The organism is Dokdonella sp. (assembly GCF_036518555.1).
In the GTDB taxonomy this organism is placed as follows: Bacteria; Pseudomonadota; Gammaproteobacteria; order Xanthomonadales; family Rhodanobacteraceae; genus Dokdonella_A.
Genome location: NZ_DATDMY010000216.1, coordinates 1 through 22,944 on the forward strand (window position 1 = coordinate 1; position 22,944 = coordinate 22,944).

The following is a 22,944-nucleotide window of genomic DNA, read 5'->3' on the forward strand; positions in this document are numbered from 1 at the left end:
CGCTCGCGACGACGGCGCGACCGCGGCACCGGGGACGCTCGCGGCGCACGTGCGCGGCCCGGCCACGGCGCGCGCGCTGCTGGCGCGCGTACGCACGGCGACCTCGCTCGGCGAAGCGCGCGAGCAGGCGCAGGCGCTCGCCGCCGGCGAATCGATCGTCACCGCGGAGGGCGAATGGTTCGGCCTCGGCAGTGCGCGCGTGCGGCGCGGCGCCGGCGCGCAGGTCGGCGTGCTCGCGCGCGAGCGCGAGATTCGCGAGATCGGCGAACGCATCGCGGCGCTCGAGTCGGACATCGACGCGCATTCCGAAGGGCTCGAACGCGGCAAGCTCGATCGCATCGACGCCGAGCGCGCGCGCGAGGACGCACAGCGCGAGCTGTACACCGCGCATCGCCGGCTTGCCGAAGTGGGCGGCCAGCTGCAGAGCCAGCGCGGCCGCATCGACAGCGCCCAGGAGCGCCTCGATCGCGTCGCGCGCGAGCTCGAAGAGGTCGTGGCCAAGCTCGACGCCGATCGCGAACAGGCCCGCGAGGCGCGGGCCCGCCTGGAAACCGCGGTCTCGCACATGGGCGACCTCGAACAGCGGCGCCAGGCGCTCGACGGCGAACGCCGCAAGCTGCTCGAGGCACGCGAGGAAGCGCGCATGAATGCGCGCGAGGCGCGGGATGCCGCGCACCAGGCCGCGCTCTCGACCGAATCGCGGCGTACCGCGGCGGCGGCGCTCGAGCAGTCGCTGCAGCGCATGCACGGCCAGCTCGCCCAGCTCGCGGCGCGCCGCGGCGAGATCGCCGCGCAGCTCGCTTCCAACAGCGATCCGCTCGCGGGTCTCGAAGAGGAACGCCAGACGTACCTCAATCAGCGTCTGCTCGTGGATCGCCAGATGGTCGAGGCGCGCCAGGCGCAGCAGGAGCAGGAAGCCGAACTGCGTCGCCTCGAGCAGGAGCGCCATCGATTCGAGGCCGGTCTCGCCGAACAGCGCGAGGAAGTCGCCCAGCTCCGCTTGCGCGAGCAGGAACATCGTTTGCGCGCGCAAGCGCTCGCGGGAGCGATCGCCGAAGCCGGCTTCGACTACGAGGCGCTGATCGCGACCCTTTCGACCGAGGCCGACGCGAGCCAGTGGCAGGCCGAGCTCGGCGAGATCGAGCAGAAGATCCGCCGGCTCGAGCCGGTCAACCTCGCCGCGATCCAGGAGTACGAGGAACAGTCGCAGCGCAAGACCTACCTCGACGCGCAGCTCACCGACCTCGGAACCGCGCTCGAAACGCTCGAGGGGGCGATCCGCAAGATCGACAAGGAGACGCGCGCGCGTTTCAAGGAGACGTTCGACCGCGTCAACATCGGCGTGCAGGAATTGTTCCCTCGCCTGTTCGGCGGCGGCCACGCCTACCTCGAGCTGACCGGCGAGGACCTGTTGTCGACGGGCGTGTCGATCATGGCGCGGCCGCCGGGCAAGCGCGTGAGTTCGATTTCGCTGCTGTCCGGCGGCGAGAAGGCGATGACCGCGGTCGCGCTCGTGTTCGCGATCTTCCGGCTCAACCCCGCGCCGTTCTGCCTGCTCGACGAAGTCGACGCGCCGCTCGACGAAGCGAACGTCGGGCGCTTTTCCTCGCTCGTCGCGGAAATGAGCGAACAGGTCCAATTCATCTTCGTCACCCACAACAAGGCGACGATGGAGGCGGCCAGGCAGCTGTGCGGCGTGACCATGCGCGAGCCGGGCGTGTCGCGCCTCGTGCAGGTCGACCTGGCCGAAGCGGCTAAACTCGCGGGAGCGGCCTGAGCGGGTCGGCTGCCACGGCGGAGGCGAGCAACATGGAATGGAACGCGAGTGTCGGCATACCGTTGATCGTCCTCGGCGCGGTCGTGCTGCTGCTGATCTACGTATTCGGCAAGCCGAAGAAGCCCGGACAGGGCGAGCGGCGCCCGCAGCGACGCGCGGGCATCGAAGGCGAACGGGTCGAACCGACGCTCGGCGATCCGGATGCCACGCCCGCGCAGGGCGAACTCGACGTGACCTTCGCGGGCGGGCTCGACCGGTCCGCGCGCGCGGATGGCGAAGCGGAAACCGCATCGCGCCCGCCCCCGCGTGCGAGCGTAGGCATGCGGCCCGAGCGCGCCATCGAGCGCATCGTCACCCTGTTCGTCGCCTCGCGCACGGGTGAACCGCTGGCGGGGCCGGACATCGTCGTCGCGGCCGAAAAGGCCGGGTTGGAATTCGGCGACATGGGCATCTTCCATCGCCTCGTGCTCGGCAAGAAGGCGGACGGGCCGGTGTTCAGCATGGCGAACATGGTCAAGCCCGGGCATTTCGACATGACCGCTCTCGATGGCGTGCGGACGCCGGGTGTCACGCTGTTCATGACCTTGCCCGGTCCGCTGCCCGCGCTCGACGCGTGGGAGATGCTCCTCCCGGCCGCGCAACGGCTCGCCGAGCTGCTCGATGCGAACGTGCTCGACGAGGGGCGCAACGCGCTCGGTCGCCAGCGCATCGCGCACATCCGCGACGAACTGCGCGCCTGGGACCGCCAGCAGGAGCGACACCAGATCCGTCCCGGCCGATAGCCGGCGACCGATTCGACGGCCGGCGATTCGAACGATGCGCCGGCCGCCGCGCGTGTTCCGTCAGTGCAGGACGAGGGTTCCCGCCGCCTCCAGGGTCGGCGCCTCCAGCCCGTCCGCGAAGATCGAGTCGTCGGGTGCGACCAGCGCGCAGGGACTGAACGGGGAGGTCGAGAACGCGGCGATCTCGGACACCCCGACGCTGGCCGTCGCGGCGACGGCACGGACGCCGAGGCCGGCCAGCGGCGCGCGCCAGGTGAATGCGCGGATGCCGCTGCCGACCGGCGTGTCGACGACGAATGCGGCCATCGCAGCCTCGCCTTCGCCGGCTGCGCCTGCCTGCGCGCACGCGTTCGCACTGAAGTTCGCGTAGAGCTGCACGTGGTACTCGGTATTGGCGGCGGAATTGATGCGTCCCTCGACGACGAGGTCCGACCCCGATTCGCGTACCGAGTCGATCTCCGGGTGGTTGAGCGCGCCGTTCGCGCCGTCGTCGAGGTCGTCGGTGTCGTTGACGTAGGTACTGCCGCCGAGCGCGATGCTGCGGCAATCCGCGCCGTCCGCATCGTTGGCGTAGATGAGCGAGCCGACCCAGACGTCGTCGACGTCGGTCCCGGCGACGCGCACGCCGTCGCAGCGGTTGCCCGCGATCACGTTCGGCAGCGCCGCACCGAAGTCGCCGATGCGCGTCGCACCCGCGGTGACGACGACGCCGACGTCGTTGCCGGCGACGGGGCTGCCCGCGGGATCGGTCCCGATGAGGTTGCCGATCACGACGTTGCGTGGGCCGGTGCTGCGCACCCCGAACGGACGGTTGGCGGAAATGAGGTTGCGGTCGGCCGGATCGGATCCGCCGATGACGCAGAAGTCGCCGTCGGCGATGATGCCGCCGCCGCGATTGCCCGCCGCGGTACCGGTGACTTCGGTGCCGACGTAGTTTCCGCGCACGCGCGTTTCCGGCGCCCACGCGCGGATGTAGATGCCCGGCCCGTCGGTGTGGATGATCGCGAGGCCGCGCAGATCGGACGTGGCGGCGACCTCGAATGCCGCTCCGTGCGTGGCGAGCGCGTCGATGACGATGCGGACCTGCGCGTTCATGCCGTCGGTGGCCGTGTTAGGCGCCGCGCCCGGCTGCGTGTAACCGTCGATCTCGAGCGGCTGCGTGATCGACAGTGGCGACTGCAGCAGGATGCGCTTGAAGTGCGCGGGATCGCCCGGGATGTCGAACTCGATCCGATCGATGTCGTCGAACAGGTTGGCGTACGCGATCGCGGAGCGCAGGCAGCGCCCGCCGACGAGCCACGAGGCGCAGGCATCGTCGGTGTTCTTCACGGTGAGGGTCGCGGCTTCGCTCGCATGGACCGCGAACGCGAGAGGCAGCGCGAAGCGGAACGCATGTCGGCGGATCGTGGATGCATGTGTCATGGCGTCTCCTGCGGGCGGGCCGGCGGCCCGCTTCCACGAATGCCATCGGCACGGCGCGCGCATTGCCATCGTGGTCGCGGCAGCCGATGCGGCGAACCGGCGTCCGCACGCGGCGAGTCGATCGCGCAGGCAGGCGATGCCTTCGCTCCACGCCGTGCCGGCCGCTTCGACGCCAGGTCGGACCGCTACTCGAGTTCCTCGATCGCCCGTTGCAGCTTTGCGCGCCAGTCGGCGTCGGTTTCCGCCGCGACCAGGCGCCGCAGGATCGCGATCCGTGCGACATCGAGCGCCTTGTCGGCCGACACCGGCACGTCCGGAACGACACCGACGCCTTCCCAGTCCGTGTGCGTGACCGGACTGATCGGGCGGCCCGACGGCACGAACATCATGAAATGCTCGTCGACGCGCCGGGGATTGCCCGGATGGGCGCCGCCTCCGGTGGTTTCGCCGACGAGGATCGCGCGTCCCGCGTTCCTGAGCGCGTACGCGAAGTCCTCGCCGCCGGAAAACGTGTCGCTGCTCGTGAGCACGTAGAGCGGGCGCGCCGAGCCGTACTTGCGACCCGGCACGTTCTCCTCCGTCCAGCGCTGCTCGATGCGGTCGTCTTCGCGCCAGTAGATGTCGTTGAGGTGCGTGCGTCGGTCGAACAGGTAGCTAGCCACCCGCATGACGCTCTCCGGATCGCCGCCGCCGCAATGGCGCAGGTCGATGATCAGGCCGCTGGTGTCGCCGAGCAGGGTCATGGCCGCCGCCATCCTGTCGTACGCGCCTTGCGGGCGACCGAACTGATGCAGGTCGAGATAGCCGATGTTGCCGTGCAGGCGGCGCAGTTCGGCGAAGCCGAAGTTGAAGCGCAACTGCTGGATCGACTCCGCGGCGGCGTCTGCGGCCGATGCGTCCTGGCCCGGGGCCTGCTCGGGAATCGGCGCTTCCATGTAGCGCACCTCGAGGTGCTTGTCGCCGGAGGCGTCGCGCAGGGCATCGGTGAGCGCATCGGCGAACGCCAGCGCGCTGTCGACGCCGTCGAAGGCACCGTCTCGCAACTTCTCGCGCAGCGAACGACCGATGAGCGCGGCCTTGTCAGGAAATACGTAGGAGCGTTCGAGCAGGGCGACGGCGCTTTCGACGACGGTGCTGCGCCGGGCCGCGTCGATGCGCGCGTCCTTCGGGGCGGGACCGAAGCGGCCGTGCGCGGCGGCGACGAATACGGCGATCGCGGCGGCCGCCGCTGTCGCGGCGCCGAGCAGGATGATGGTGAAGGTGCGTTGCATGGAAGTCCTCGCGGGTCGGTCGTGGTCGGCATGCCGACCGACGCAGGTTGCGACGACAGTGTGAGGAGATTGTGGGGGTCGCGAAGTGGCGTCGCGGCTAGCACCCGACGCGGTACCCGACGCCATAGACGGACTGGATGAAGTCGAGGTCGGGCGCGATCGCGGCGACCTTGCGGCGCAGGTTCTTCACGTGCGTATCGATCGCCCGATCGGTCACGTCCCATTCGTCGCGGCGCGCGAGATCGAGCAGTTGCGCGCGCGAGAAGATGACGCCCGGCCGGCGGATCATCGCGGCCAGCAGCGCGTACTCCGTCGGCGTCAGCGTGAGCGGCCGCGCGCGCACGGAGATCGTGCGGCGGGCTTCGTCGATGTGCGCGACCGGCGGCGGCTGCGCGGGCGAGGGCATGCGGCGCATGATCGCCTTGATGCGCGCTACGAGCTCGCGCGGACTGAACGGCTTGCACAGGTAGTCGTCCGCGCCGCTGTCCAGGCCGAGCAGGCGATCGATCTCTTCCACCTTCGCCGTGATCATGATCACCGGCACGTCGGAGAACGAGCGCAGTTCGCGGCAGACGGAGAGGCCGTCGCCGACCGGCAGCATGAGGTCGAGCACGACGAGCGCCGGCGGCGAGCGGCGGATGTGCGCGAGCGCGGATGCGCCGTCGCCGACGACGACGGTGCGAAATCCTGCCGCATCGATGTAGTCGGCGACGATCGCCGCGAGATCGGTCTCGTCCTCGACGACGAGGATGTGCGCGCTCATGCGACGAGCGGAAGCACGACCGCGACGCGCAGGCCGCCGAGACGCGACGCGGTGATTTCGAGGCGGCCGCCGTGCGCCTCGACGATCGACCGGCTCAGTGCGAGGCCGAGGCCCGTCCCGCCCGATCGACGGCTTCGCGACGGCTCGGCCCGGAAGAAGCGTTCGCCGAGTCGCGCGACGAGCGCAGCGGGCACGCCCGGTGCCGTATCGTCGATGGCGATGCAAAGCTCGCCGTCCGCGGCACGCGCGCTGAGTTCGATCCGACCGCCGCGATCGGTGTAGCGCACCGCATTCTCGAACAGGTTGCCGAACACGAGGTGCAGGCGCTCCGCATCGGCCGCGACGAGCGTGCGATCGGGGGTGTCGTCGAGGACATCTGCGCCGAGCCCGGCGCCGCTGATGCGCTCGGCGTGCGCGTGCATCGAATCGCGCGCGATCGACCACGCGTCGCAGGCCTGCAAATGGAAATCCATCTGCCCGACATCCGCGCGAGCGAGCTGGTAGAGCGTGTCGACGAGGCGTGCGAGCGCGCGCACGTGCCGGAGCATCAGCGTCGCGCTGGCCACACCGGGCTCGCGCACGCCGTCCCGCAGCGCCTCGAGTTGACCTTGCAGGACCGCGAGCGGTGTGCGCAGTTCGTGCGAGGTGTCGGCGACCCATTGGCGCCGCGACCGGTCCGTCTCGGCAAGCTGCGCGGCGAGTCGGTCGAACGAGCGCGCGAGTTCACCGAGTTCGTCGCTGCGCCCGAGCGCGACGCGCGTATCGAGGTGCCCGCGACCGAGCTGCCGCGTGGCCTCTACGAGGCGAAGGATCGGCCGGCGCACGTGTGCGGCGAAAAGCGCGGCCGCGAGCGCGCCGAGGCCTGCGGCAGCGAAACCGATCGCCGCGAGGTTGCGCTGCTGGTCGAGCAGGAATGCGATCGCGAGCGCCTCGTCGGCGCCCTGCGGCGTGGCGATCACGAGATAGCCGATCGCCCGACCATCCCGCGCGATCGGGCGCCGCACGGTGTCGATCGACGCGAACGCGACCAGCAGCGGATGGGCGACCACGCCCGCGAGCCACGTACCGTCGCGGTCGAGCAGGCCGACGCGGTGGGCGAGCAGGGGCAGGGGCGCGCCGTCGCTGCCGACCGCGCGAGTGCGCTCCAGTTCCTGCGCGAGCCAGGCCTTGCGCGCGGCCGGTGCGTCGGGAAGGAACGACCATCCCCCGGCGCGGGCATGGCGGACCACGAGCGATTCCGCGAGCGCGTCCGCGCGTTCGTCGACATGGCCGCCGCCGTCGGGGGCTGAGAACAGGCGCCAACGCACGAGGCCGATGGCGACGGCGGCGAGCACGAGCATCGCGAGCATCGCGGCAGCGAACAGGCGTAGCCCGAGCGTGACCTTCACGGGCAGGCTTCAGCGCACATAGGTGGCTGCGAGCGTGTTGAGGTGATAGCGCTCCGCGTCGCGCAGGAATGGCGCGATGAGCATCATCACGCGATGGATGCCGCGGTTGAGGTCGGCCTCGCTCGCGTCCGAGCGGGCGCCGCGCACGGCGTCGAAATTCATCCAGAAGGTCGCCACGAGCAGGATGTTCTCCGCGAGCGCGTGAATCTCGTCCGCGCTCGCACGCATGACGCCCGCGCGAACGAGCCCGCGCAAGAGCTCGGTCGCGCTCGCGCCCGCACGGTTCATGATGCGCGCGAAGCGCAGCTTGAGCTTGCGGTTGCGCGCGAGGATGTCGACGAGGTCACGGTAGAGGAAGCGGTAGGCCCACAGCGACTCGAACACGAGGTGCAACTGCAGCCAGATGTCCTCGAGGTCGGGTGCGCGGCCGTCGGGCAGGGCGAGCGCGTCGCCGATGCAGGCCTCGTAGCGCGCGAACAGGTGCTCGACGATGTCGTCCTTGCTGCGGAAGTGGTAGTAGAGGTTGCCGGGGCTGATCCCGAGTTCGTCCGCGATGTGGTTCGTCGTGACGTTCGGTTCGCCCTGCGCGTTGAACATCGCGAGGCTGGTTTCGAGGATGCGCTCGCGTGTCTGGCGGGCCATGGAACGTCGTGGGATGCGCGCTGGAAGCGGGGACGCCGCGGCGGCGGCAAGGCGCGCCGCTTCAGCCGCCGAGCTTCTTCACCAGATCGATGTACTTCTGCTGCGCCTCTTCGGGCTTCGTGCCCTTGAGCTTGGCCCAGGCCTCGTACTTCGCCGTGCCGACGAAATCGAAGAAGCCCGGCTTCGGCCCGGAGACGTCGCCGTCCGAGCCCTGCTTGTACAGTGCGTACAGCTTCAGCAGCGTGTCGTTGTCGGGGCGCTCGGACAGTTTCTTGACGTCTTCGGCGGCTTTTTCGAAGCGTGCTTTGAGGTCTGCCATGGCTTTACCGGTCGCTGGGCGTCGGGCGGACGTCGAGCTTACATCAGCGCCCCCGCGCACGGTCAATCGCGCGACCCGCGCCGTGCGACATCGCGATGCGGCACGTCCGTGCGGCCGGCTCGCCGCATAGCCATCGGCGATCGTGCGAGGCTATGCTTTGCACGACGAAACTGGATCTGCAGGGGAGCGGCGACGATGGCCTATTTCGTGACCGGTGCAACCGGGTTCATCGGGCGACACCTGCTCGAACGCCTGCTCGAGCGCGAAGGCACGATCCATTGCCTCGTGCGCAAGGAATCGATGGCGAAGTTCAAGGCCTTGCGCGAGGAGCTCGGCGCGGACGAGGAGCGCCTCGTCGCAGTGGTCGGCGACCTCGCCAAGCCCAAGCTCGGCGTCGCGCCGGCGGCGCAGAAGGAGTTCTCTGGCAAGATCCGGCATTTCTTCCACCTTGCCGCGCTCTACGATCTCGCCGCCGACGAGGAGAGCCAGGTCGTCGCGAATGTCGAGGGCACGCGCCACGCGCTCGAGTTCGCCGGCGCGATCAAGGCCGGCTGCTTCCACCACGTGAGCTCGATCGCCGCCGCCGGGCTCTATCCCGGCGTGTTCCGCGAGGACATGTTCGACGAGGCCGAAGAGCTCGATCATCCGTACTTCCGCACGAAGCACGATTCCGAAGGACTCGTGCGCACGCAGTACGCGCGGCCTTACCGCATCTATCGCCCGGGCATCGTGATCGGCGATTCGCGCACCGGCGTCACCGACAAGATCGACGGTCCGTACTACTTCTTCCGGCTCATCAAGAAGATGCGCCAGACGCTGCCGCCGTGGATGCCGACGATCGGACTCGAAGGCGGACGCATCAATCTCGTGCCGGTCGACTGGGTCGCCGCGGCGATGGACCACATCGCGCACAAGTCCGGCCTGGACGGCCACACGTTCCACCTGACCGATCCGGCACCGCGGCGGATCGGCGAGGTGCTCAACCTGTTCGCGCGCGCGGGCCATGCGCCGCAGATGACGATGCGCCTCGACGCACGCATGTTCGGCTTCATCCCGGGCGGCGTGCGCGCGGCGATCGGCAGCCTGCCGCCGGTGCGCCGCGTGGTGAACGTGCTGCTGCGCGACCTCGGCATCCCCGCATCGGTGCTGAAGTTCATCAACTATCCGACCCGGTTCGATTGCCGCGAAACCGAGCGCGCACTCAAGGGCACGAAGATCCGGTTGCCGAGGCTCGAGGATTACGCCTGGCGCCTGTGGGATTACTGGGAGCGGCACCTGGATCCCGATCTTTTCATCGACCGGTCGCTCGGCGGCAAGGTCAAAGGCCGCGTCGTCGTCGTCACGGGCGGCTCGTCGGGCATCGGCAAGGCCGCGGCGCTGAAGATCGCCGCGGCCGGCGCGAAGCTCGTCATCTGCGCGCGCGGCGCGGACGAACTCGCCGAGACGAAAGCGGAAATCGAAGCCGCGGGCGGCATCTGCCACGCCTACACGGTCGACCTGTCCGACATGGCCTCTTGCGACGCCTTCGTCGCCCAGGTGCTGAAGGACCATGGGGCGGTCGACATCCTCGTCAACAATGCCGGCCGCTCGATCCGGCGCGCGATCAGCGCGAGCTACGACCGCTTCCATGATTTCGAGCGCACGATGCAGCTCAACTATTTCGGCGCACTACGCCTCATCATGGGCTTCCTGCCGGGCATGGCCGAGCGCCACCGCGGCCATATCGTCAACATTTCCTCGATCGGCGTGCTGACGAACTCGCCGCGCTTCTCCGCCTACGTCGCGTCGAAGGCAGCGCTCGATGCGTTCTCGCGTTGCGCGCAGGCGGAGTACTCCGACAACGGCGTCAGTTTCACGACGATCAACATGCCGCTGGTCAAGACGCCGATGATCGCGCCGACCAAGATGTACGAGTCGGTCCCCACGCTGACGCCGGAGGAAGCGGCGGAGATCGTGATCGAGGCGATCGTGGAACGGCCGGTGCGCATTGCGACGCGCCTCGGCACCTTCGCGCAGGTCTTCTACGCCCTGGCGCCGCGCGTATACGAGATCGTCATGAACACCGCATTCCGCCTGTTCCCGGACTCGCCGGCGTCGAAGGGCATGAAGGGGCGCTCGCAAGCCGAGCCGACCAGCGAACAGATCGCGTTCGCGGCTCTCATGCGCGGAGTGCATTGGTAGAAATTCCTGCGTTTGCACGCCGCCCCCGGGCGGCGTGCGCAGGAAATTCTGGCGAGCCATGGATGGCGAGCGGCGCCCGCACCAGGGACGGTTCGTTGCAGAACGTCCCGCGCGCGTTCAAGCGATGCCATCAGGCATCGCTTGCGCTTTCTCGGTGAGCCAAGGAAGGCGAGCGGGAGAGCGCCATGGATGGCTGCGTGGGAGGCTCATGCTGCCAGGCATCGCCTCGGCGACGCATTGCGAGGACGTTCGAAAACCCATCGCGTCATCGTGCCCGCGAGTGCGGCATCACGAAAAAGCGGGCCGAAGCCCGCTCATTCGATGCAATGCAACGCGGCGCGCAGCGTCACTTCGCCGCGCGCTTGGCCGTCGGACGCTTCGCTGCGGCCGGCTTACCGCCGAGCTTCCTGACTTCGCGCGAAAGCTCGTCGACGCGCGTCGAAAGCGCCTTGAGTTCGGCATGACCCGGGATGCCGAGGCGACCGAGGGCCTTGGAGACGCGGGCTTCGAACACCTTCTCCAGCTTGTCCCAGGTTTCCTGGCTGCGTTCCCGAACCTGCCCGAGCGTCGTTTCGACGTTGCCGCGCGCCTCGTTCATCCTCGCTTCGGTGAACTTGCGCGTCTTTGCATCGAGCGCGCTGCCTTCCTTGACCAGCGCCTCGAACAACTTGCTGCCTTCTTCCTGCGCCTTGGCGAACGCGCCGAGGCCGGCAAGCCAGATCTGCTGGGCCGAATCCATCACGGTCTTGCTGATCCCGCGTGCGTCGCGGCCGGCATCGTGCGCTGCCGCCTTGGTGCGTGCTTTCAGTCTGGGCTTGGCCATCGTCGCGTCCTCGCTGGATGCGGCACGTGCGCCGCGAATGGCGCGATCTTTTCGGCTTCCCCTAGAGCAGACACACTAGCAGCGGATCAGGCGAGGTGCTCTTCGAGCTTGCGCTCGATCTCGCGCTCGATCACCGGCTTCATCGCGCTCATGAGGAAGCCGAGTTCCACGCGCACGTGCAGCACGGTCTTGCTGACGGCGATGTGTCCCTTCACGCCACTGCGGTCGAACTGGAGCTTGTCGCCGTCCCAGTGATGCTCGATCCCGTATTCGTGCGCGATCGAAACGGCGATGCGCTCGACCACGGCTTTCGCGGTCTTCAGCGGCTTGGTGTGCGAACGCCTGATGTCGATGACAGCCATGCTTGCCTCGTGGTCCCTACGGACGGGGGACCATGATGCCCGATGCGCCCGGAGCTGTGGGAGGCGCCCGGGCGGGGTCTTCGCGACGCCTTGTGCTAGAGTGCGGAATAGGCCAGTGAATCAATGCGATGCGACTGAGTTTTGCCAGCGGCGAGCGCGCCGATTTCAGCGTGGACGGCGGTGTCGTCAATCTCGGCAGCGCAGGAGGCAACGGAATCGTGCTTCCGGGCAAGGACGTCGCGCCCTGGCACGCGCGCCTGAGCCTCGACCAGCGCGGCATCGTGCTCGAAGTGATGGACCCCGCGGCGCGGACCCACGTCAACGGACGGCCGGTGCGCGAGAAGGCGCTGCTGCGTTGCGGTGACACGGTCTGCCTCGGCAGTACCGTGATCGTCTTGCGGGCCGAACCGGAAGCGATCGGGCCTGTCGCGTTGCCGCCCGAGCGGCCTGGCGGGCCGGCGCCGGTCGCACCCGCGCGCGTCGTCCTGCGAGGCGTTTCGGGGTGCCATTTCGGCAAGGCGATCGCGGTCAACCGCAGGCTCGTCGTCGGCACGGCCGACGGCTGCGACCTCGTGCTCGACGAGGCGCGGGTTTCCGCTCGCCACGCCGCGATCGAGCTCGACGGAGACCGCCTGTGGCTGCGCAACCTCGACGCCGGCGACGGCACGCTGCTCAACGGCGTCTGCGTGCGGGACGCCGCCATCCATGCCGGCGACCAGCTCGCGTTCGCTCACAGTCATTTCGTCGTCGAAGCACCCGGTTTCGCCGCGCGCGGCGAATCGCCCCCGATCGCGGTGGACGCGTCGGCTGACGAGGACGCGCCCGCGGCCGACGAGCATGCCGGCTCCGGCCACGGCGGCACGTGGTGGCTCATCGGTGCTGCCGCGCTGATCGCGCTCGTTCTCGTGCTCCTGATCCATCGCGGCCTCTGACCGCCCGGTCGCGACGCGAAGGGCTTGCTGCGGCGCCGCATAATGCGGTAGGAATGGGTACACGATTCGGCGTCGAGGAGAGGCATGTGAGTCGCGGATACAACTTCAGCGCGGGCCCGGCCGCGCTGCCGGACGACGTGTTGCGCCAGGCCCAGGCCGAACTGCTGGAATGGGACGGCGCGCGCGCTTCGGTCATGGAGATCAGCCACCGCGGCAAGGATTTCGTCGCGCTCGCCGAGCAGGCCGAGCGCGACTTGCGCGACCTGCTCGCGGTCCCGTCGAGCTACAAGGTGCTCTTCCTGCAGGGAGGCGCGACGCAGCATTTCGCGCAGATCCCGCTCAATTTCGCCCGCCGGGACCAGGCCGTCGATTACGTCCTCACCGGCGATTGGAGCGAGAAGGCGGCGAAGGAAGCGAAGCCACTCGCGCGCGTCCGCGTCGCCGCGAGCTCGGCGGAAACGAACTACGACCGCATCCCGCCACGCGCGGCCTGGGACCTCGATGCGTCCGCGGCATACGTGCACGTGACGCCGAACGAGACGATCCGCGGCGTCGAGTTCGCCGATGTCCCCGATGTCGGAGACGTGCCGCTGATCGGCGACGTGTCGTCCACGATCCTGTCGCGACCGCTGGACGTCGCGAAGTACGCGCTCCTCTACGCCGGCGCGCAGAAGAACATCGGCCCCGCGGGTCTCGTCGTCATGATCGCGCGCGAGGACCTGCTGGACCGATGCCCGAAGGACATCCCGAAGATCTTCAACTACGCCGAACACGCGGCGCAGGGTTCGATGCTCAATACGCCCAATACCTGGGGCTGGTACCTCGCCGGCCTCGTGTTCAAGTGGGTCAAGGCCCAGGGGGGCGTCGCGGCGATGGCGGAACGCAACCGCGCGAAGGCCGACCTGCTGTACGGCTACATCGACGCTTCAGGCTTCTACCGCAATCCGGTCGAGAAATCCGCGCGCTCCTGGATGAACGTGCCCTTCACGCTGCCACGCGAGGACCTCGACGCGCCGTTCCTGAAGGAGTCGGAGGCCGCCGGCCTGCTCGCGCTCAAGGGGCACCGCGCGGTCGGCGGCATGCGCGCGTCGATCTACAACGCAATGCCGCTCGAAGGCGTGCAGGCACTCGTCGACTTCATGAAGGACTTCGCCGCGCGCAACGGCTGATGCGCGCGAGGGCGGGCCAATCCAAAGCCTGAAACACGAAGCACACCGAGCACACGAAGGAAGACTCTTTCAGCTCGTCCAACTATGTTCTTCGTGTGCTCGGTGTGCTTCGTGTCCCAATCTTCTTCTTCCATCCGACCGCAGGTCGCAACGTGTTCAAGATCCAGACGCTCAACAACATCTCGCGCAACGGCCTCGACCGCCTGCCGGCGAACCTCTACGGCGTGGCCAACGAAGTCGCGTCGCCCGACGCGGTGCTCGTGCGATCGGCCGACATGCACAAGGTTCCCATCGCGACGAGCGTGAAGGCGGTCGCGCGTGCGGGTGCAGGCACCAACAACATCCCGGTCGCGGAGCTTTCCGCGCGCGGGGTGCCGGTGTTCAATGCCCCCGGGGCCAATGCGAATGCGGTCAAGGAACTCGTCGTCGCCGGCATGTTGCTCGCGGCGCGCAACATCGCCGACGCACTCGGGTTCGTGCGCGGCCTCGAAGCGGCCGCGGACCTTCACCACAAGGTCGAGGCGGAGAAGAAGCGCTTCGTCGGCACCGAACTCGCGGGCAAGACGCTCGGCGTGGTCGGGCTCGGCGCGATCGGGGTCAAGGTCGCCAACGCGGCCTACGCGCTCGGCATGCACGTGATCGGGTTCGATCCGCACATGACCGTCGAGGGCGCGTGGCAGCTCTCGGCGGAAGTCGCCAAGGCGGGTTCGCTCAACGAACTTTTCGCGGCGTCCGACTACCTCACGTTCCACGTCCCGCTCAACGACAAGACGCGCGGCGTGTTCGGCATGCACGCGCTCGAGCTCGTGCGTCCGGGCGTCGTGCTGCTCAACTTCGCGCGCGAAGGGATCGTCGACGCCGCCGCATTGCGCAAGGGACTCGCGGAGGGGCGCATCGGCCGCTACGTGTCCGACTTCCCGGAGGCGGACCTGCTCGCCGACCCGCGCGTGATCGCATTGCCGCATCTGGGCGCGTCGACCGGCGAGGCGGAGGAGAACTGCGCGCTCATGGTCGTCGACCAGCTGCGCGATTTCCTCGAAAACGGCAACGTGCGCAACTCGGTCAATTTCCCCGAGACGCGCATGGCCCGCGCGGGCAGTGCGCGGATCTGCGTCGCCAACAGCAACCGGCCGAACATGATCGGCCAGCTCTCGCACGTGCTCGGCGAAGCGGGCGTCAACATCGCGCAGATGCACAACGCATCGCGTGGCGACCTCGCGTACAGCCTCATCGACGTCGACTCGCCGGTGCCCGATTCGCTCGTCGCCGCGATCGCAGCGATCGACGGCATCCTGTCCGTGCGCGTGATCGGTGGTTGACGCGGTGAGCGACGACGCGCCGGCCCCCGCCGCACCGAACCTCGCCGAGGTGCGCGCGCGCATCGACGGCATCGATCGGCAGATCCAGGCGCTGATCGCCGAACGCGCGAACTTCGCGCACCAGGTCGGCAAGGCCAAGGGAAAGCTCGCGGCCGCCGTCGATTACTACCGGCCCGAACGCGAGGCGCAGGTGTTGCGCATGGTGGTCGACCGCAACGAGGGGCCGCTCAGCGACGAGGTGCTCGTGCACCTGTTCCGCGAGATCATGTCGGCATGCCTCGCCCAGCAGGAACCGCTCAAGGTCGGTTACCTCGGTCCCGAAGGCACGTTCAGCCAGCAGGCCGTGCAGAAGCATTTCGGCCGCTCGGCGCATGGCCTGCCGATGGCGAGCATCGAGGAGGTCTTCCAGGAAGTCGAGGCCGGCAACGCGGACTTCGGCGTCGTGCCCGTCGAGAATTCGGGCCAGGGCACGATCCAGGTCACGCTCGACATGTTCCTGACCTCGAACCTCAAGATCTGCGGCGAGGTGGAGTTGCGGGTGCACCAGTTCCTGCTGTCCCGTTCGGGGCGCATCGAGGACATCGAGCGCATCTACGCGCATCCGCAGTCGTTCGCGCAGACTGCGGGCTGGCTGCGCTCGAACCTGCCGCAGGTCGAGAAGATCGCGGTGTCGAGCAACGCCGAAGGCGCGCGCCGCGCGCGCAATGCGGACGACGCCGCCGCGATCGGCGGCGAATCGGCCGGTCATGTTTACGGCCTCAAGAAGGTCATCATGAAGTCGATCGAGGACCATGCCGACAACACGACGCGCTTCCTCGTGCTCGGGCGGCAGGTGTTCCCGAGTTCGGGCCACGATCGCACGTCCGTGCTCGTGTTCATCAAGGACCAGCCCGGGGCATTGTTCAACGTACTGAGCCCGTTTGCCCGCCACGGCATCAGCATGAACCGGATCGAATCGCGGCCGTCGCACCAGGCGAAATGGGAATACGGCTTCTTCATCGATCTCGCCGGCCACGTCGAAGACGATGCGATGAAGTCCGCGCTGCACGAGCTCGCCGAGCACGCGGCGCAGGTCAAGGTGCTCGGCTCCTATCCGGTGGCGGTACCGTGACAGCCGGGTCGGCGCGCGACGTCGCCGCGTTCGACGCGAGCCTCCTCGCCAACCCCGCGACAGCGGCGCTGCGCGCGTACGATCCCGGCCACGACCTGCCCGCGTTGCGCCAGCGCTTCGGCGCGACGATCGCGGAACTCGGCTCGAACGAGAACCCGCTCGGACCGAGCCCGCGCGCGCTCGAGGCGATGCGTGCCGCGCTCGCCGAAAGCTGGCGCTACCCCGATCCGCGCGGCGCCGCCCTCAAGGCGGCGCTCGCGCAGCATCTCGGGGTCGCCGTCGAGCGCATCGCACTCGGAAACGGCTCGCACGAGTTGCTCATGCTGCTCGCGCAATGCTTTGCCGACCCGGCGCACTCGATCGTGTTCTCCCAGTACGGCTTCGCGGTGTTCGCGATCGCGACCGCGGCCGCCGGCGCACGGGCGATCGGCGTCCGCGCGCTTCCGCGCGACCATGCGCAGGCGCCGTGCGGGCACGATCTCGGCGCGATCGCCGATGCGGTGCGCGACGACACGCGGATCGTCTATCTCGCCAATCCGAACAATCCGACCGGCACCTGGTTCGACGACGCCTCCCTGGAGCGCTTCCTGAGGCGCGTGCCGGGCAGCGTCGTCGTCGTCGTCGACGAGGCCTACCACGAGTACGTCGACGCGCCGGGCCTCGGCAGCGCGCTCGCGTTCGCCGATCGCTACCCCAATCTCGTCGTCACGCGCACGTTCTCGAAGGCGTACGCGCTCGCAGGCCTGCGCGTCGGCTACCTCGTCGCGCACGCGAGCGTGGTCGCGGTGCTCGAACGCCTGCGCGAATCGTTCAATGTGAACAGCATCGCGCTCGCCGGCGCCGAGGCGGCGCTCGCCGATCGCGAACACCTCGCGCGCGTGCGCGCGTTCAATCGCGACGAGCGCGCCTGGTTGCTCGACGCGCTTGCAGCGCGCGGCTACGCGACACTGCCGTCGCAGGCGAACTTCCTGCTCGTCGACCTGGGGCGGGACGCCACGCCGTTCGAGCGCCGCCTGTTCGAACGAGGGGTGATCGTGCGGCCGATGGGTGGCTACGGTCTCGCGCACGCCGTACGCGTCAGCGTCGGCTGTCGCGCCGCGAACCAGCGCCTGCTGGACGCGTTGCCGTGAGCCCGCTCGCCTGGACGACCGCCCCCGTATCGACGCTCGCCGGCGAAATCGCAGTCCCTGGCGACAAGTCGATCTCGCATCGCGCGATCATGCTCGCCGCGCTCGCCGACGGCGCTTCCCGGATCGACGGCTTTCTCGAAGGCGAGGACACGCGGGCGACCGGGCGCATCTTCGCCGACCTCGGCGTGCGCATCGAAACGCCGTCGGCATCGCGGCGCATCGTTCACGGCGTCGGCCTGCACGGCCTGCGCGATGCGGCTCACGCGCTCGATTGCGGCAACTCGGGGACGGGGATGCGGCTGCTCTGCGGTGTGCTCGCGGGGCAGGCGTTTTCGTCCACGCTGGTCGGCGACGAATCGCTGTCGCGTCGGCCGATGCGTCGCGTCATCGAACCGCTCGCCGCGATGGGCGCGCGCATCGACGCGCGCGACGGCGGGCTGCCGCCGCTGCGCGTCGTCGGCGGCGCGCGCCTGCGCGGCATCTCGTACGCGACGCCCGTCGCCAGCGCGCAGGTGAAATCCGCGATCCTGCTCGCCGGGCTCTACGCCGACGGCGAGACGGACGTGCGCGAGGCGCATCCGACGCGCGATTACACCGAACGCATGCTCGCCGCGTTCGGTTGGCCGGTCGCGTTCGAACCGGGTCGTGCGCGCCTCGCCGGCGGGCATCGCCTGCGCGCGACCGACGTCGTCGTGCCCGCGGATTTTTCCTCGGCCGCGTTCTTCCTCGTCGCTGCGAGCATCGTGCCGGGTTCGCGCCTGCTGTTGCGCGCGGTCGGCGTCAACCCGCGCCGCACCGGCCTGCTCCAGGCGCTGCGGCTCATGGGCGCGGACATCCGCGAGCACGCGGCGCGGGAGCAGGGCGGCGACCGTATCGCCGATCTCGAGGTGCGGCATGCGCGGCTGCATGGCATCGACGTGCCGACCGCGCTCGTGGCGGACATGATCGACGAGTTCCCCGCGCTGTTCGTCGCGGCCGCCGCGGCCGAAGGCACCACGCGCGTGCGCGGCGCGGCCGAACTGCGGGTCAAGGAGTCGGACCGGCTCGCGGTCATGGCCACGGGATTGCGGCGCCTCGGCGTCGCCGTCGAGGAGACGCCCGACGGCGCCGCGATCGTCGGCGGCCACATCGGCGGCGGCGAGGTCGACAGCGCGGGCGATCACCGCATCGCGATGAGCTTCGCGGTCGCGGGCGCCGTCGCGAGCGGCCCGGTGCGCATCGGCGACTGCGCCAACGTGGCGACGTCGTTTCCGGGTTTTCGCGATCTCGCGCGCAGCGTCGGCCTTTCACTCGCCGAAAGCTGACCTACCGGCGCGACGGCCGGCCGGCGGGTGGCGGGGATCACGGTTCGGCCGGTTCCCGACATAGAATTGCGGCCTTTCGCCGAGCCGAGCCGCCATGACCAAGCCCGACAAGCCCGTCCCCGTGCTCACGATCGACGGCCCGTCCGGTTCGGGCAAGGGCACGATCAGCCGGGCGGTCGCCGACGCGCTCGGCTGGCATCTGCTCGACTCCGGGGCGATCTACCGCGCAGTCGGTTACGCGGCGGGCATGGCCGGCATCGACCTCTCCGACGCGGCGGCCGTCACGCGTTGCGCGGAAACCACGAAGATCGGATTCCGTGACGCGAAGGACGGCGGCGAGACCCGCGTGGTCGTCAACGGCCACGACGCGACCGACGAGCTGCGCACGGAAACCTGCGGTGCGGCGGCGTCGGCGATCGCGGCGATCCCGGCCGTCAGGGCGGCCCTGTTCGACAAGCAGCGCTCGTTCCGCAAGGCGCCGGGGCTCGTCGCGGACGGCCGCGACATGGGCACCGTGGTCTTCACGGACGCCGAGCACAAGATCTTCCTGACCGCGAGCGCCGAAGAGCGCGCACGGAGGCGCTATAAGCAGTTGAAGGAAAAGGGGTTGACTGTTACACTCTCATCCCTTTTGCGCGAGATCGAAGCCCGCGACGAACGCGACGCGACCCGCAAGGTGGCGCCGTTGAAGCCGGCGGCAGGGGCAGTGGTCATCGATAGCACCGCGATTCCGATCGATCAGGTGATCGCGCGCGTGCTCGCGGTGGTACGACCCGGATGAGCGATCGCGCGAGGGGATAGGCCGGCGAGGTGCCGGCGACGCAACGATGCGGCGTCTAACGCATCTTTCGAAGGTGGGTTGTCGACCCGGTCAGGGCGGCGGCCTGTTCCCACTGGAACCAACATGACTGAAAGTTTCGCCGAACTGTTCGAGCAGAGCCAATCGCTCGCCAAGCTGCGCTCCGGCGCGATCGTCACCGGCACCGTGGTCGAGATCCGTTCCGACGTCGTCGTCGTGAACGCCGGCCTCAAGTCCGAGGGCATCATCCCGATCGAACAGTTCAAGAACGAGCGGGGTGAGCTCGAAATCAACGTCGGCGACGACGTCAAGGTCGCGCTCGACGCGATCGAGAACGGCTTCGGCGAGACGATGCTCTCGCGCGAGAAGGCCAAGCGTTCGCTGGTGTGGGACGAGCTCGAGGAAGCACAGACCGCCAATGCCGCCATCACCGGCCGCATTTCCGGCAAGGTCAAGGGTGGCTTCACCGTCGACATCAAGGACGTCCGCGCGTTCCTGCCGGGCTCGCTCGTCGACGTGCGCCCGGTGCGCGACCCGTCGTACCTCGAGGGCAAGGAACTCGAGTTCAAGATCATCAAGCTCGACCGCAAGCGCAACAACGTGGTCGTCTCGCGCCGCGCGGTCGTCGAGAGCGAGTTCAGCGCCGAGCGCGAGCAGCTGCTCGACAAGCTGACCGAGGGCGCCGTCGTCAAGGGCGTGGTCAAGAACCTCACCGATTACGGTGCGTTCGTCGACCTCGGCGGCATCGACGGCCTGCTGCACATCACCGACATGGCGTGGAAGCGCGTGCGCCATCCGAGCGAAGTCGTCAACGTCGGCGACGAGCTCGAAGTGCGCGTGCTCAAGTTCGATCGCGAGCGCAACCGCGTTTCGCTCGGCCTCAAGCAGCTCGGCGAGGACCCGTGGGTCGCGATCTCGCGCCGCTATCCGACCGGCACGCGCCTGTTCGGCAAGGTCTCCAACGTCACCGACTACGGCTGCTTCGTCGAGCTCGAGCCGGGCGTGGAAGGCCTCGTGCACGTGTCCGAGATGGACTGGACCAACAAGAACGTCAATCCGGCCAAGGTCGTCCAGGTCGGCGACGAGGTCGAGGTCATGGTGCTCGACGTCGACGAAGAGCGCCGCCGCATCTCGCTCGGCATGAAGCAGACCCGCGCCAATCCGTGGGAAGCGTTCGCGGCGATCCACAAGAAGAACGACAAGGTCACCGGCACGATCAAGTCGATCACCGACTTCGGCATCTTCGTCGGCCTCGACGGCGGCATCGACGGCCTCGTGCACCTGTCCGACATCTCGTGGCAGACCACCGGCGAAGACCTCGTGCGCAACTTCAAGAAGGGCGACGAGATCGAGGCGGTCGTGCTCGCGGTCGATCCGGAACGCGAGCGCATCTCGCTCGGCATCAAGCAGCTCGAGCAGGACCCGTTCGGCCAGTTCATGGCGGCGCACCCGCGCGGCAGCATCCTCACCGGTACCGTGCGCGAAGTCGACCCCAAGGGCGCGACGATCGACCTCGGCGAAGGCATCGAGGGCTACCTGCGCGCGAACGACATCGCCAAGGAGCGCGTCGACGACGCCACGCAGTACCTCAAGGTCGGCGACAAGGTCGAAGCGAAGTTCACCGGCATGGACCGCAAGGGCCGCAGCCTGCAGCTGTCGATCCGCGCGAAGGACGAGGACGAGCTGGCCAGCACGCTGGAGGAATACCAGAGTGCGAGCGGCGGCACGACCAAGCTCGGCGCGTTGCTCAAGGAACAGCTGAACCGTTGATGTTCGAAGCGGCGTGCGGGTCCACCGCACGCCGCCCAGCTACACGCGCGCACCGGCGACGGTGCGCGTTTTTTTGGACCGGCAATCTCCATTTTCGAATACCGCGATGACCAAGTCCGAGCTGATCGAGGCCCTTGCACAGCGTCAGAAGCATCTCGCCGCCAACGACGTCGAACTCGCCGTCAAGAGCGTGCTGGAGCAGATGAGCCATTCGCTCTCGACCGGCGAACGCATCGAGATCCGCGGCTTCGGCAGCTTCTCGTTGCACTACCGCCCGCCGCGCATGGGGCGCAATCCCAAGACGGGCGACTCCGTCGCGCTTCCGGGCAAGCACGTGCCGCATTTCAAGCCGGGCAAGGAATTGCGCGAACGCGTCAACGGCAACGGCAGCGGCGACGCAACGTCCTCCGAAGCGTCCTGACGCCCCCGGCGCACGGCGACGACGCCGGACCCGGTATCATCCGCGCGTCCGAAAACCGCGATATCCCATGCGCCCGACCCTGATCGTCCTGCTCCTGTCCGTCGTCGTGGCCGGTGCGCTGTTCGGCGCGCTGAACGGCGCGCGCGTCGGGATCGACTTCTACGTCCTGCGCTGCGATGTTCCTCTCGGCGCCGCGCTGCTCGCTGCGCTCGTGCTCGGCTGGCTGCTCGGCGGCCTCGTCGCCTGGCTCGACCAGTGGCCGCGCGTGCGCCGGCTGCAGCGCACGGTTCGCGACCTTCGCGCGCGCGACCGCCGCCGCATGGAAGGCAGCGACGACGCATGAACAACATCCTGGCTTTGCTGTTCCTGCTGTTGCCGGTCGCCGCGTTCTCCGGCTGGGTGCTCGGCCGCCGGCGCAGCGAACGCACGTCCGGCGCGCGCGTCAGCGAATTGTCGACGAGCTATTTCCGCGGCCTCAACTACCTGCTCAACGAGCAGCAGGACAAGGCGATCGAAGTGTTCCTCAAGCTCGCCGAGATCAACCGCGACACCGTCGAGACGCATCTCGCACTCGGCAACCTGTTCCGCCGTCGCGGCGAGGTCGATCGTGCGATCCGCGTGCACCAGAACCTCATCGCGCGACCGAACCTGAGCCAGGACGAAAAGACGGTCGCACTGCTCGAACTCGGCGAGGACTACATGCGCGCCGGCCTGCTCGATCGCGCCGAAACCCTGTTCGCCGACCTCGTCGCGATGGACGCGCTCGCGCCGTCCGCATTGCGCCACCTCATCGCGATCTACCAGCACGAGCGCGACTGGGACAAGGCGATCGAGCACGCGCAGCGCCTCGAGCGCGCGACCGGCGAGTCGCAGGGCGCGATGATCGCGCAGTTCCATTGCGAACTGGCCGACCAGGCGCGCGCACAGGGCGCGCGCGACGATGCGCGTCGCCACGTCGACGACGCGTTCGCGGTCGAACCCGAATGCGTGCGCGCGAGCATGATCCTCGGCCACATCGAGGCCTCCAGCGGGGACCTCGACGCGGCGATCCGTGCGTTCGAGCGGGTCGCCGACCTCGACATCGACTACGTGCCCGAGATCCTCTCGCCGCTGCTCGACTGTTACGCGCGCGCGCAGCGCATGCAGCGCGCCGAGGAGTTCCTGCTCGACATCACCGAACGCTATCAGGGCGTGTCGCCCGTGCTCGCTCTGGCCAAGCTCTACGCGACCACGCGCGGCGAGGATGCGGCGGTCGACTT

21 protein-coding genes and 1 pseudogene are annotated in these 22,944 nt (G+C 68.8%); 14 read left to right on the forward strand and 8 right to left on the reverse strand.

Annotation, left to right across the window (positions count from 1 at the left end):
• A pseudogene (locus VI238_RS12175) lies at positions 1-1,777 on the forward strand (chromosome segregation protein SMC); the annotation flags it as partial.
• 32 nt (positions 1,778-1,809) lie between these two features.
• Positions 1,810-2,559, forward strand: coding sequence for a cell division protein ZipA (gene zipA / locus VI238_RS12180; protein ID WP_331651710.1), 750 nt, complete (start codon positions 1,810-1,812; stop codon positions 2,557-2,559).
• Positions 2,560-2,619: 60 nt separating this feature from the next.
• Here the strand turns inward: zipA and VI238_RS12185 are convergent, their stop codons facing one another.
• From VI238_RS12185 to VI238_RS12210, 6 genes are all read right to left on the reverse strand, one after another.
• Complete coding sequence (locus VI238_RS12185) at positions 2,620-3,981, reverse strand: hypothetical protein (protein ID WP_331651712.1); 1,362 nt, start codon at positions 3,979-3,981, stop codon at positions 2,620-2,622.
• A 185-nt stretch (positions 3,982-4,166) separates the two neighbouring features.
• Complete coding sequence (locus tag VI238_RS12190) at positions 4,167-5,252, reverse strand: S41 family peptidase (protein WP_331651714.1); 1,086 nt, start codon at positions 5,250-5,252, stop codon at positions 4,167-4,169.
• A 97-nt stretch (positions 5,253-5,349) separates the two neighbouring features.
• The gene (locus VI238_RS12195) at positions 5,350-6,015 is read right to left on the reverse strand and encodes a response regulator (RefSeq protein WP_331651716.1); all 666 of its coding nucleotides are present in this window, start codon (positions 6,013-6,015) and stop codon (positions 5,350-5,352) included.
• Positions 6,012-7,403, reverse strand: a complete 1,392-nt coding sequence (locus tag VI238_RS12200; RefSeq protein ID WP_331651718.1) for an ATP-binding protein — start codon at positions 7,401-7,403, stop codon at positions 6,012-6,014. Before VI238_RS12200 ends, VI238_RS12195 begins: the two co-directional genes overlap by 4 nt.
• 9 nt (positions 7,404-7,412) lie before the next feature.
• Entirely contained in the window at positions 7,413-8,045 is a 633-nt protein-coding gene (locus tag VI238_RS12205) for a TetR/AcrR family transcriptional regulator (protein ID WP_331651720.1), read from the reverse strand.
• Between the two features lie 61 nt (positions 8,046-8,106).
• Positions 8,107-8,364, reverse strand: a complete 258-nt coding sequence (locus VI238_RS12210; protein ID WP_131996889.1) for an acyl-CoA-binding protein — start codon at positions 8,362-8,364, stop codon at positions 8,107-8,109.
• A 195-nt stretch (positions 8,365-8,559) separates the two neighbouring features.
• Here VI238_RS12210 and VI238_RS12215 point away from each other — a divergent pair, with 195 nt between their 5' ends.
• The gene (locus tag VI238_RS12215) at positions 8,560-10,545 is read left to right on the forward strand and encodes an SDR family oxidoreductase (RefSeq protein ID WP_331651724.1); all 1,986 of its coding nucleotides are present in this window, start codon (positions 8,560-8,562) and stop codon (positions 10,543-10,545) included.
• 346 nt (positions 10,546-10,891) lie between these two features.
• Here VI238_RS12215 and VI238_RS12220 read toward each other — a convergent pair whose 3' ends face one another.
• Both VI238_RS12220 and VI238_RS12225 read right to left on the reverse strand, forming a co-directional pair.
• On the reverse strand, positions 10,892-11,368 hold the full coding sequence (locus VI238_RS12220) for a phasin family protein (RefSeq protein WP_331651726.1): 477 nt from the start codon (positions 11,366-11,368) through the stop codon (positions 10,892-10,894).
• Positions 11,369-11,454: 86 nt separating this feature from the next.
• Positions 11,455-11,730, reverse strand: coding sequence for a polyhydroxyalkanoic acid system family protein (locus tag VI238_RS12225; protein ID WP_331651728.1), 276 nt, complete (start codon positions 11,728-11,730; stop codon positions 11,455-11,457).
• Positions 11,731-11,858: 128 nt separating this feature from the next.
• Between VI238_RS12225 and VI238_RS12230 the strand changes: the two genes are divergently transcribed.
• The 11 genes from VI238_RS12230 to lapB form a co-directional block, all read left to right on the forward strand.
• Positions 11,859-12,662 (forward strand): FHA domain-containing protein, encoded by an 804-nt coding sequence (locus VI238_RS12230; protein WP_331651730.1) that lies wholly within the window; start codon positions 11,859-11,861, stop codon positions 12,660-12,662.
• 86 nt (positions 12,663-12,748) lie between these two features.
• Entirely contained in the window at positions 12,749-13,831 is a 1,083-nt protein-coding gene (serC, locus tag VI238_RS12235) for a 3-phosphoserine/phosphohydroxythreonine transaminase (protein WP_331651732.1), read from the forward strand.
• A 104-nt stretch (positions 13,832-13,935) separates the two neighbouring features.
• Entirely contained in the window at positions 13,936-15,150 is a 1,215-nt protein-coding gene (locus tag VI238_RS12240; RefSeq protein WP_331651734.1) for a phosphoglycerate dehydrogenase, read from the forward strand.
• Positions 15,151-15,154: 4 nt separating this feature from the next.
• The gene (gene pheA, locus VI238_RS12245; RefSeq protein WP_331651736.1) at positions 15,155-16,261 is read left to right on the forward strand and encodes a prephenate dehydratase; all 1,107 of its coding nucleotides are present in this window, start codon (positions 15,155-15,157) and stop codon (positions 16,259-16,261) included.
• Positions 16,258-17,391: a histidinol-phosphate transaminase gene (gene hisC / locus VI238_RS12250; RefSeq protein WP_331651738.1), complete on the forward strand. Its 1,134-nt coding sequence runs from the start codon at positions 16,258-16,260 to the stop codon at positions 17,389-17,391. The genes pheA and hisC overlap by 4 nt, the downstream gene beginning before the upstream one ends.
• Positions 17,388-18,695, forward strand: a complete 1,308-nt coding sequence (gene aroA, locus VI238_RS12255) for a 3-phosphoshikimate 1-carboxyvinyltransferase (protein ID WP_331651740.1) — start codon at positions 17,388-17,390, stop codon at positions 18,693-18,695. The genes hisC and aroA overlap by 4 nt, the downstream gene beginning before the upstream one ends.
• A gap of 94 nt (positions 18,696-18,789) precedes the next feature.
• Positions 18,790-19,476: a (d)CMP kinase gene (gene cmk / locus VI238_RS12260; protein ID WP_331651742.1), complete on the forward strand. Its 687-nt coding sequence runs from the start codon at positions 18,790-18,792 to the stop codon at positions 19,474-19,476.
• A gap of 123 nt (positions 19,477-19,599) precedes the next feature.
• Positions 19,600-21,264 carry a 30S ribosomal protein S1 gene (gene rpsA / locus VI238_RS12265; protein WP_331651744.1) on the forward strand — a complete coding sequence of 555 codons (1,665 nt, stop codon included), beginning with the start codon at positions 19,600-19,602 and terminating at the stop codon, positions 21,262-21,264.
• A gap of 106 nt (positions 21,265-21,370) precedes the next feature.
• Positions 21,371-21,685 (forward strand): integration host factor subunit beta, encoded by a 315-nt coding sequence (locus tag VI238_RS12270; RefSeq protein WP_331651746.1) that lies wholly within the window; start codon positions 21,371-21,373, stop codon positions 21,683-21,685.
• A gap of 67 nt (positions 21,686-21,752) precedes the next feature.
• On the forward strand, positions 21,753-22,028 hold the full coding sequence (locus VI238_RS12275; RefSeq protein WP_331651748.1) for a lipopolysaccharide assembly protein LapA domain-containing protein: 276 nt from the start codon (positions 21,753-21,755) through the stop codon (positions 22,026-22,028).
• On the forward strand, positions 22,025-22,944 hold a 920-nt coding region (gene lapB, locus VI238_RS12280), incomplete at its 3' end, for a lipopolysaccharide assembly protein LapB (protein WP_331651750.1). The genes VI238_RS12275 and lapB, both read left to right, overlap by 4 nt.

Coding starts and splice junctions, on each gene's coding strand:
- VI238_RS12230 (WP_331651730.1), top strand. CDS start 11,859: ATGCGACTGAGTTTTGCCAGCGGCGAGCGCGCCGATTTCAGCGTGGAC.
- VI238_RS12225 (WP_331651728.1), bottom strand. CDS start 11,730: ATGGCTGTCATCGACATCAGGCGTTCGCACACCAAGCCGCTGAAGACC.
- cmk (WP_331651742.1), top strand. CDS start 18,790: ATGACCAAGCCCGACAAGCCCGTCCCCGTGCTCACGATCGACGGCCCG.
- VI238_RS12185 (WP_331651712.1), bottom strand. CDS start 3,981: ATGACACATGCATCCACGATCCGCCGACATGCGTTCCGCTTCGCGCTG.
- VI238_RS12220 (WP_331651726.1), bottom strand. CDS start 11,368: ATGGCCAAGCCCAGACTGAAAGCACGCACCAAGGCGGCAGCGCACGAT.
- zipA (WP_331651710.1), top strand. CDS start 1,810: ATGGAATGGAACGCGAGTGTCGGCATACCGTTGATCGTCCTCGGCGCG.
- VI238_RS12195 (WP_331651716.1), bottom strand. CDS start 6,015: ATGAGCGCGCACATCCTCGTCGTCGAGGACGAGACCGATCTCGCGGCG.
- VI238_RS12205 (WP_331651720.1), bottom strand. CDS start 8,045: ATGGCCCGCCAGACACGCGAGCGCATCCTCGAAACCAGCCTCGCGATG.
- rpsA (WP_331651744.1), top strand. CDS start 19,600: ATGACTGAAAGTTTCGCCGAACTGTTCGAGCAGAGCCAATCGCTCGCC.
- VI238_RS12270 (WP_331651746.1), top strand. CDS start 21,371: ATGACCAAGTCCGAGCTGATCGAGGCCCTTGCACAGCGTCAGAAGCAT.
- VI238_RS12215 (WP_331651724.1), top strand. CDS start 8,560: ATGGCCTATTTCGTGACCGGTGCAACCGGGTTCATCGGGCGACACCTG.
- VI238_RS12190 (WP_331651714.1), bottom strand. CDS start 5,252: ATGCAACGCACCTTCACCATCATCCTGCTCGGCGCCGCGACAGCGGCG.
- VI238_RS12275 (WP_331651748.1), top strand. CDS start 21,753: ATGCGCCCGACCCTGATCGTCCTGCTCCTGTCCGTCGTCGTGGCCGGT.
- VI238_RS12210 (WP_131996889.1), bottom strand. CDS start 8,364: ATGGCAGACCTCAAAGCACGCTTCGAAAAAGCCGCCGAAGACGTCAAG.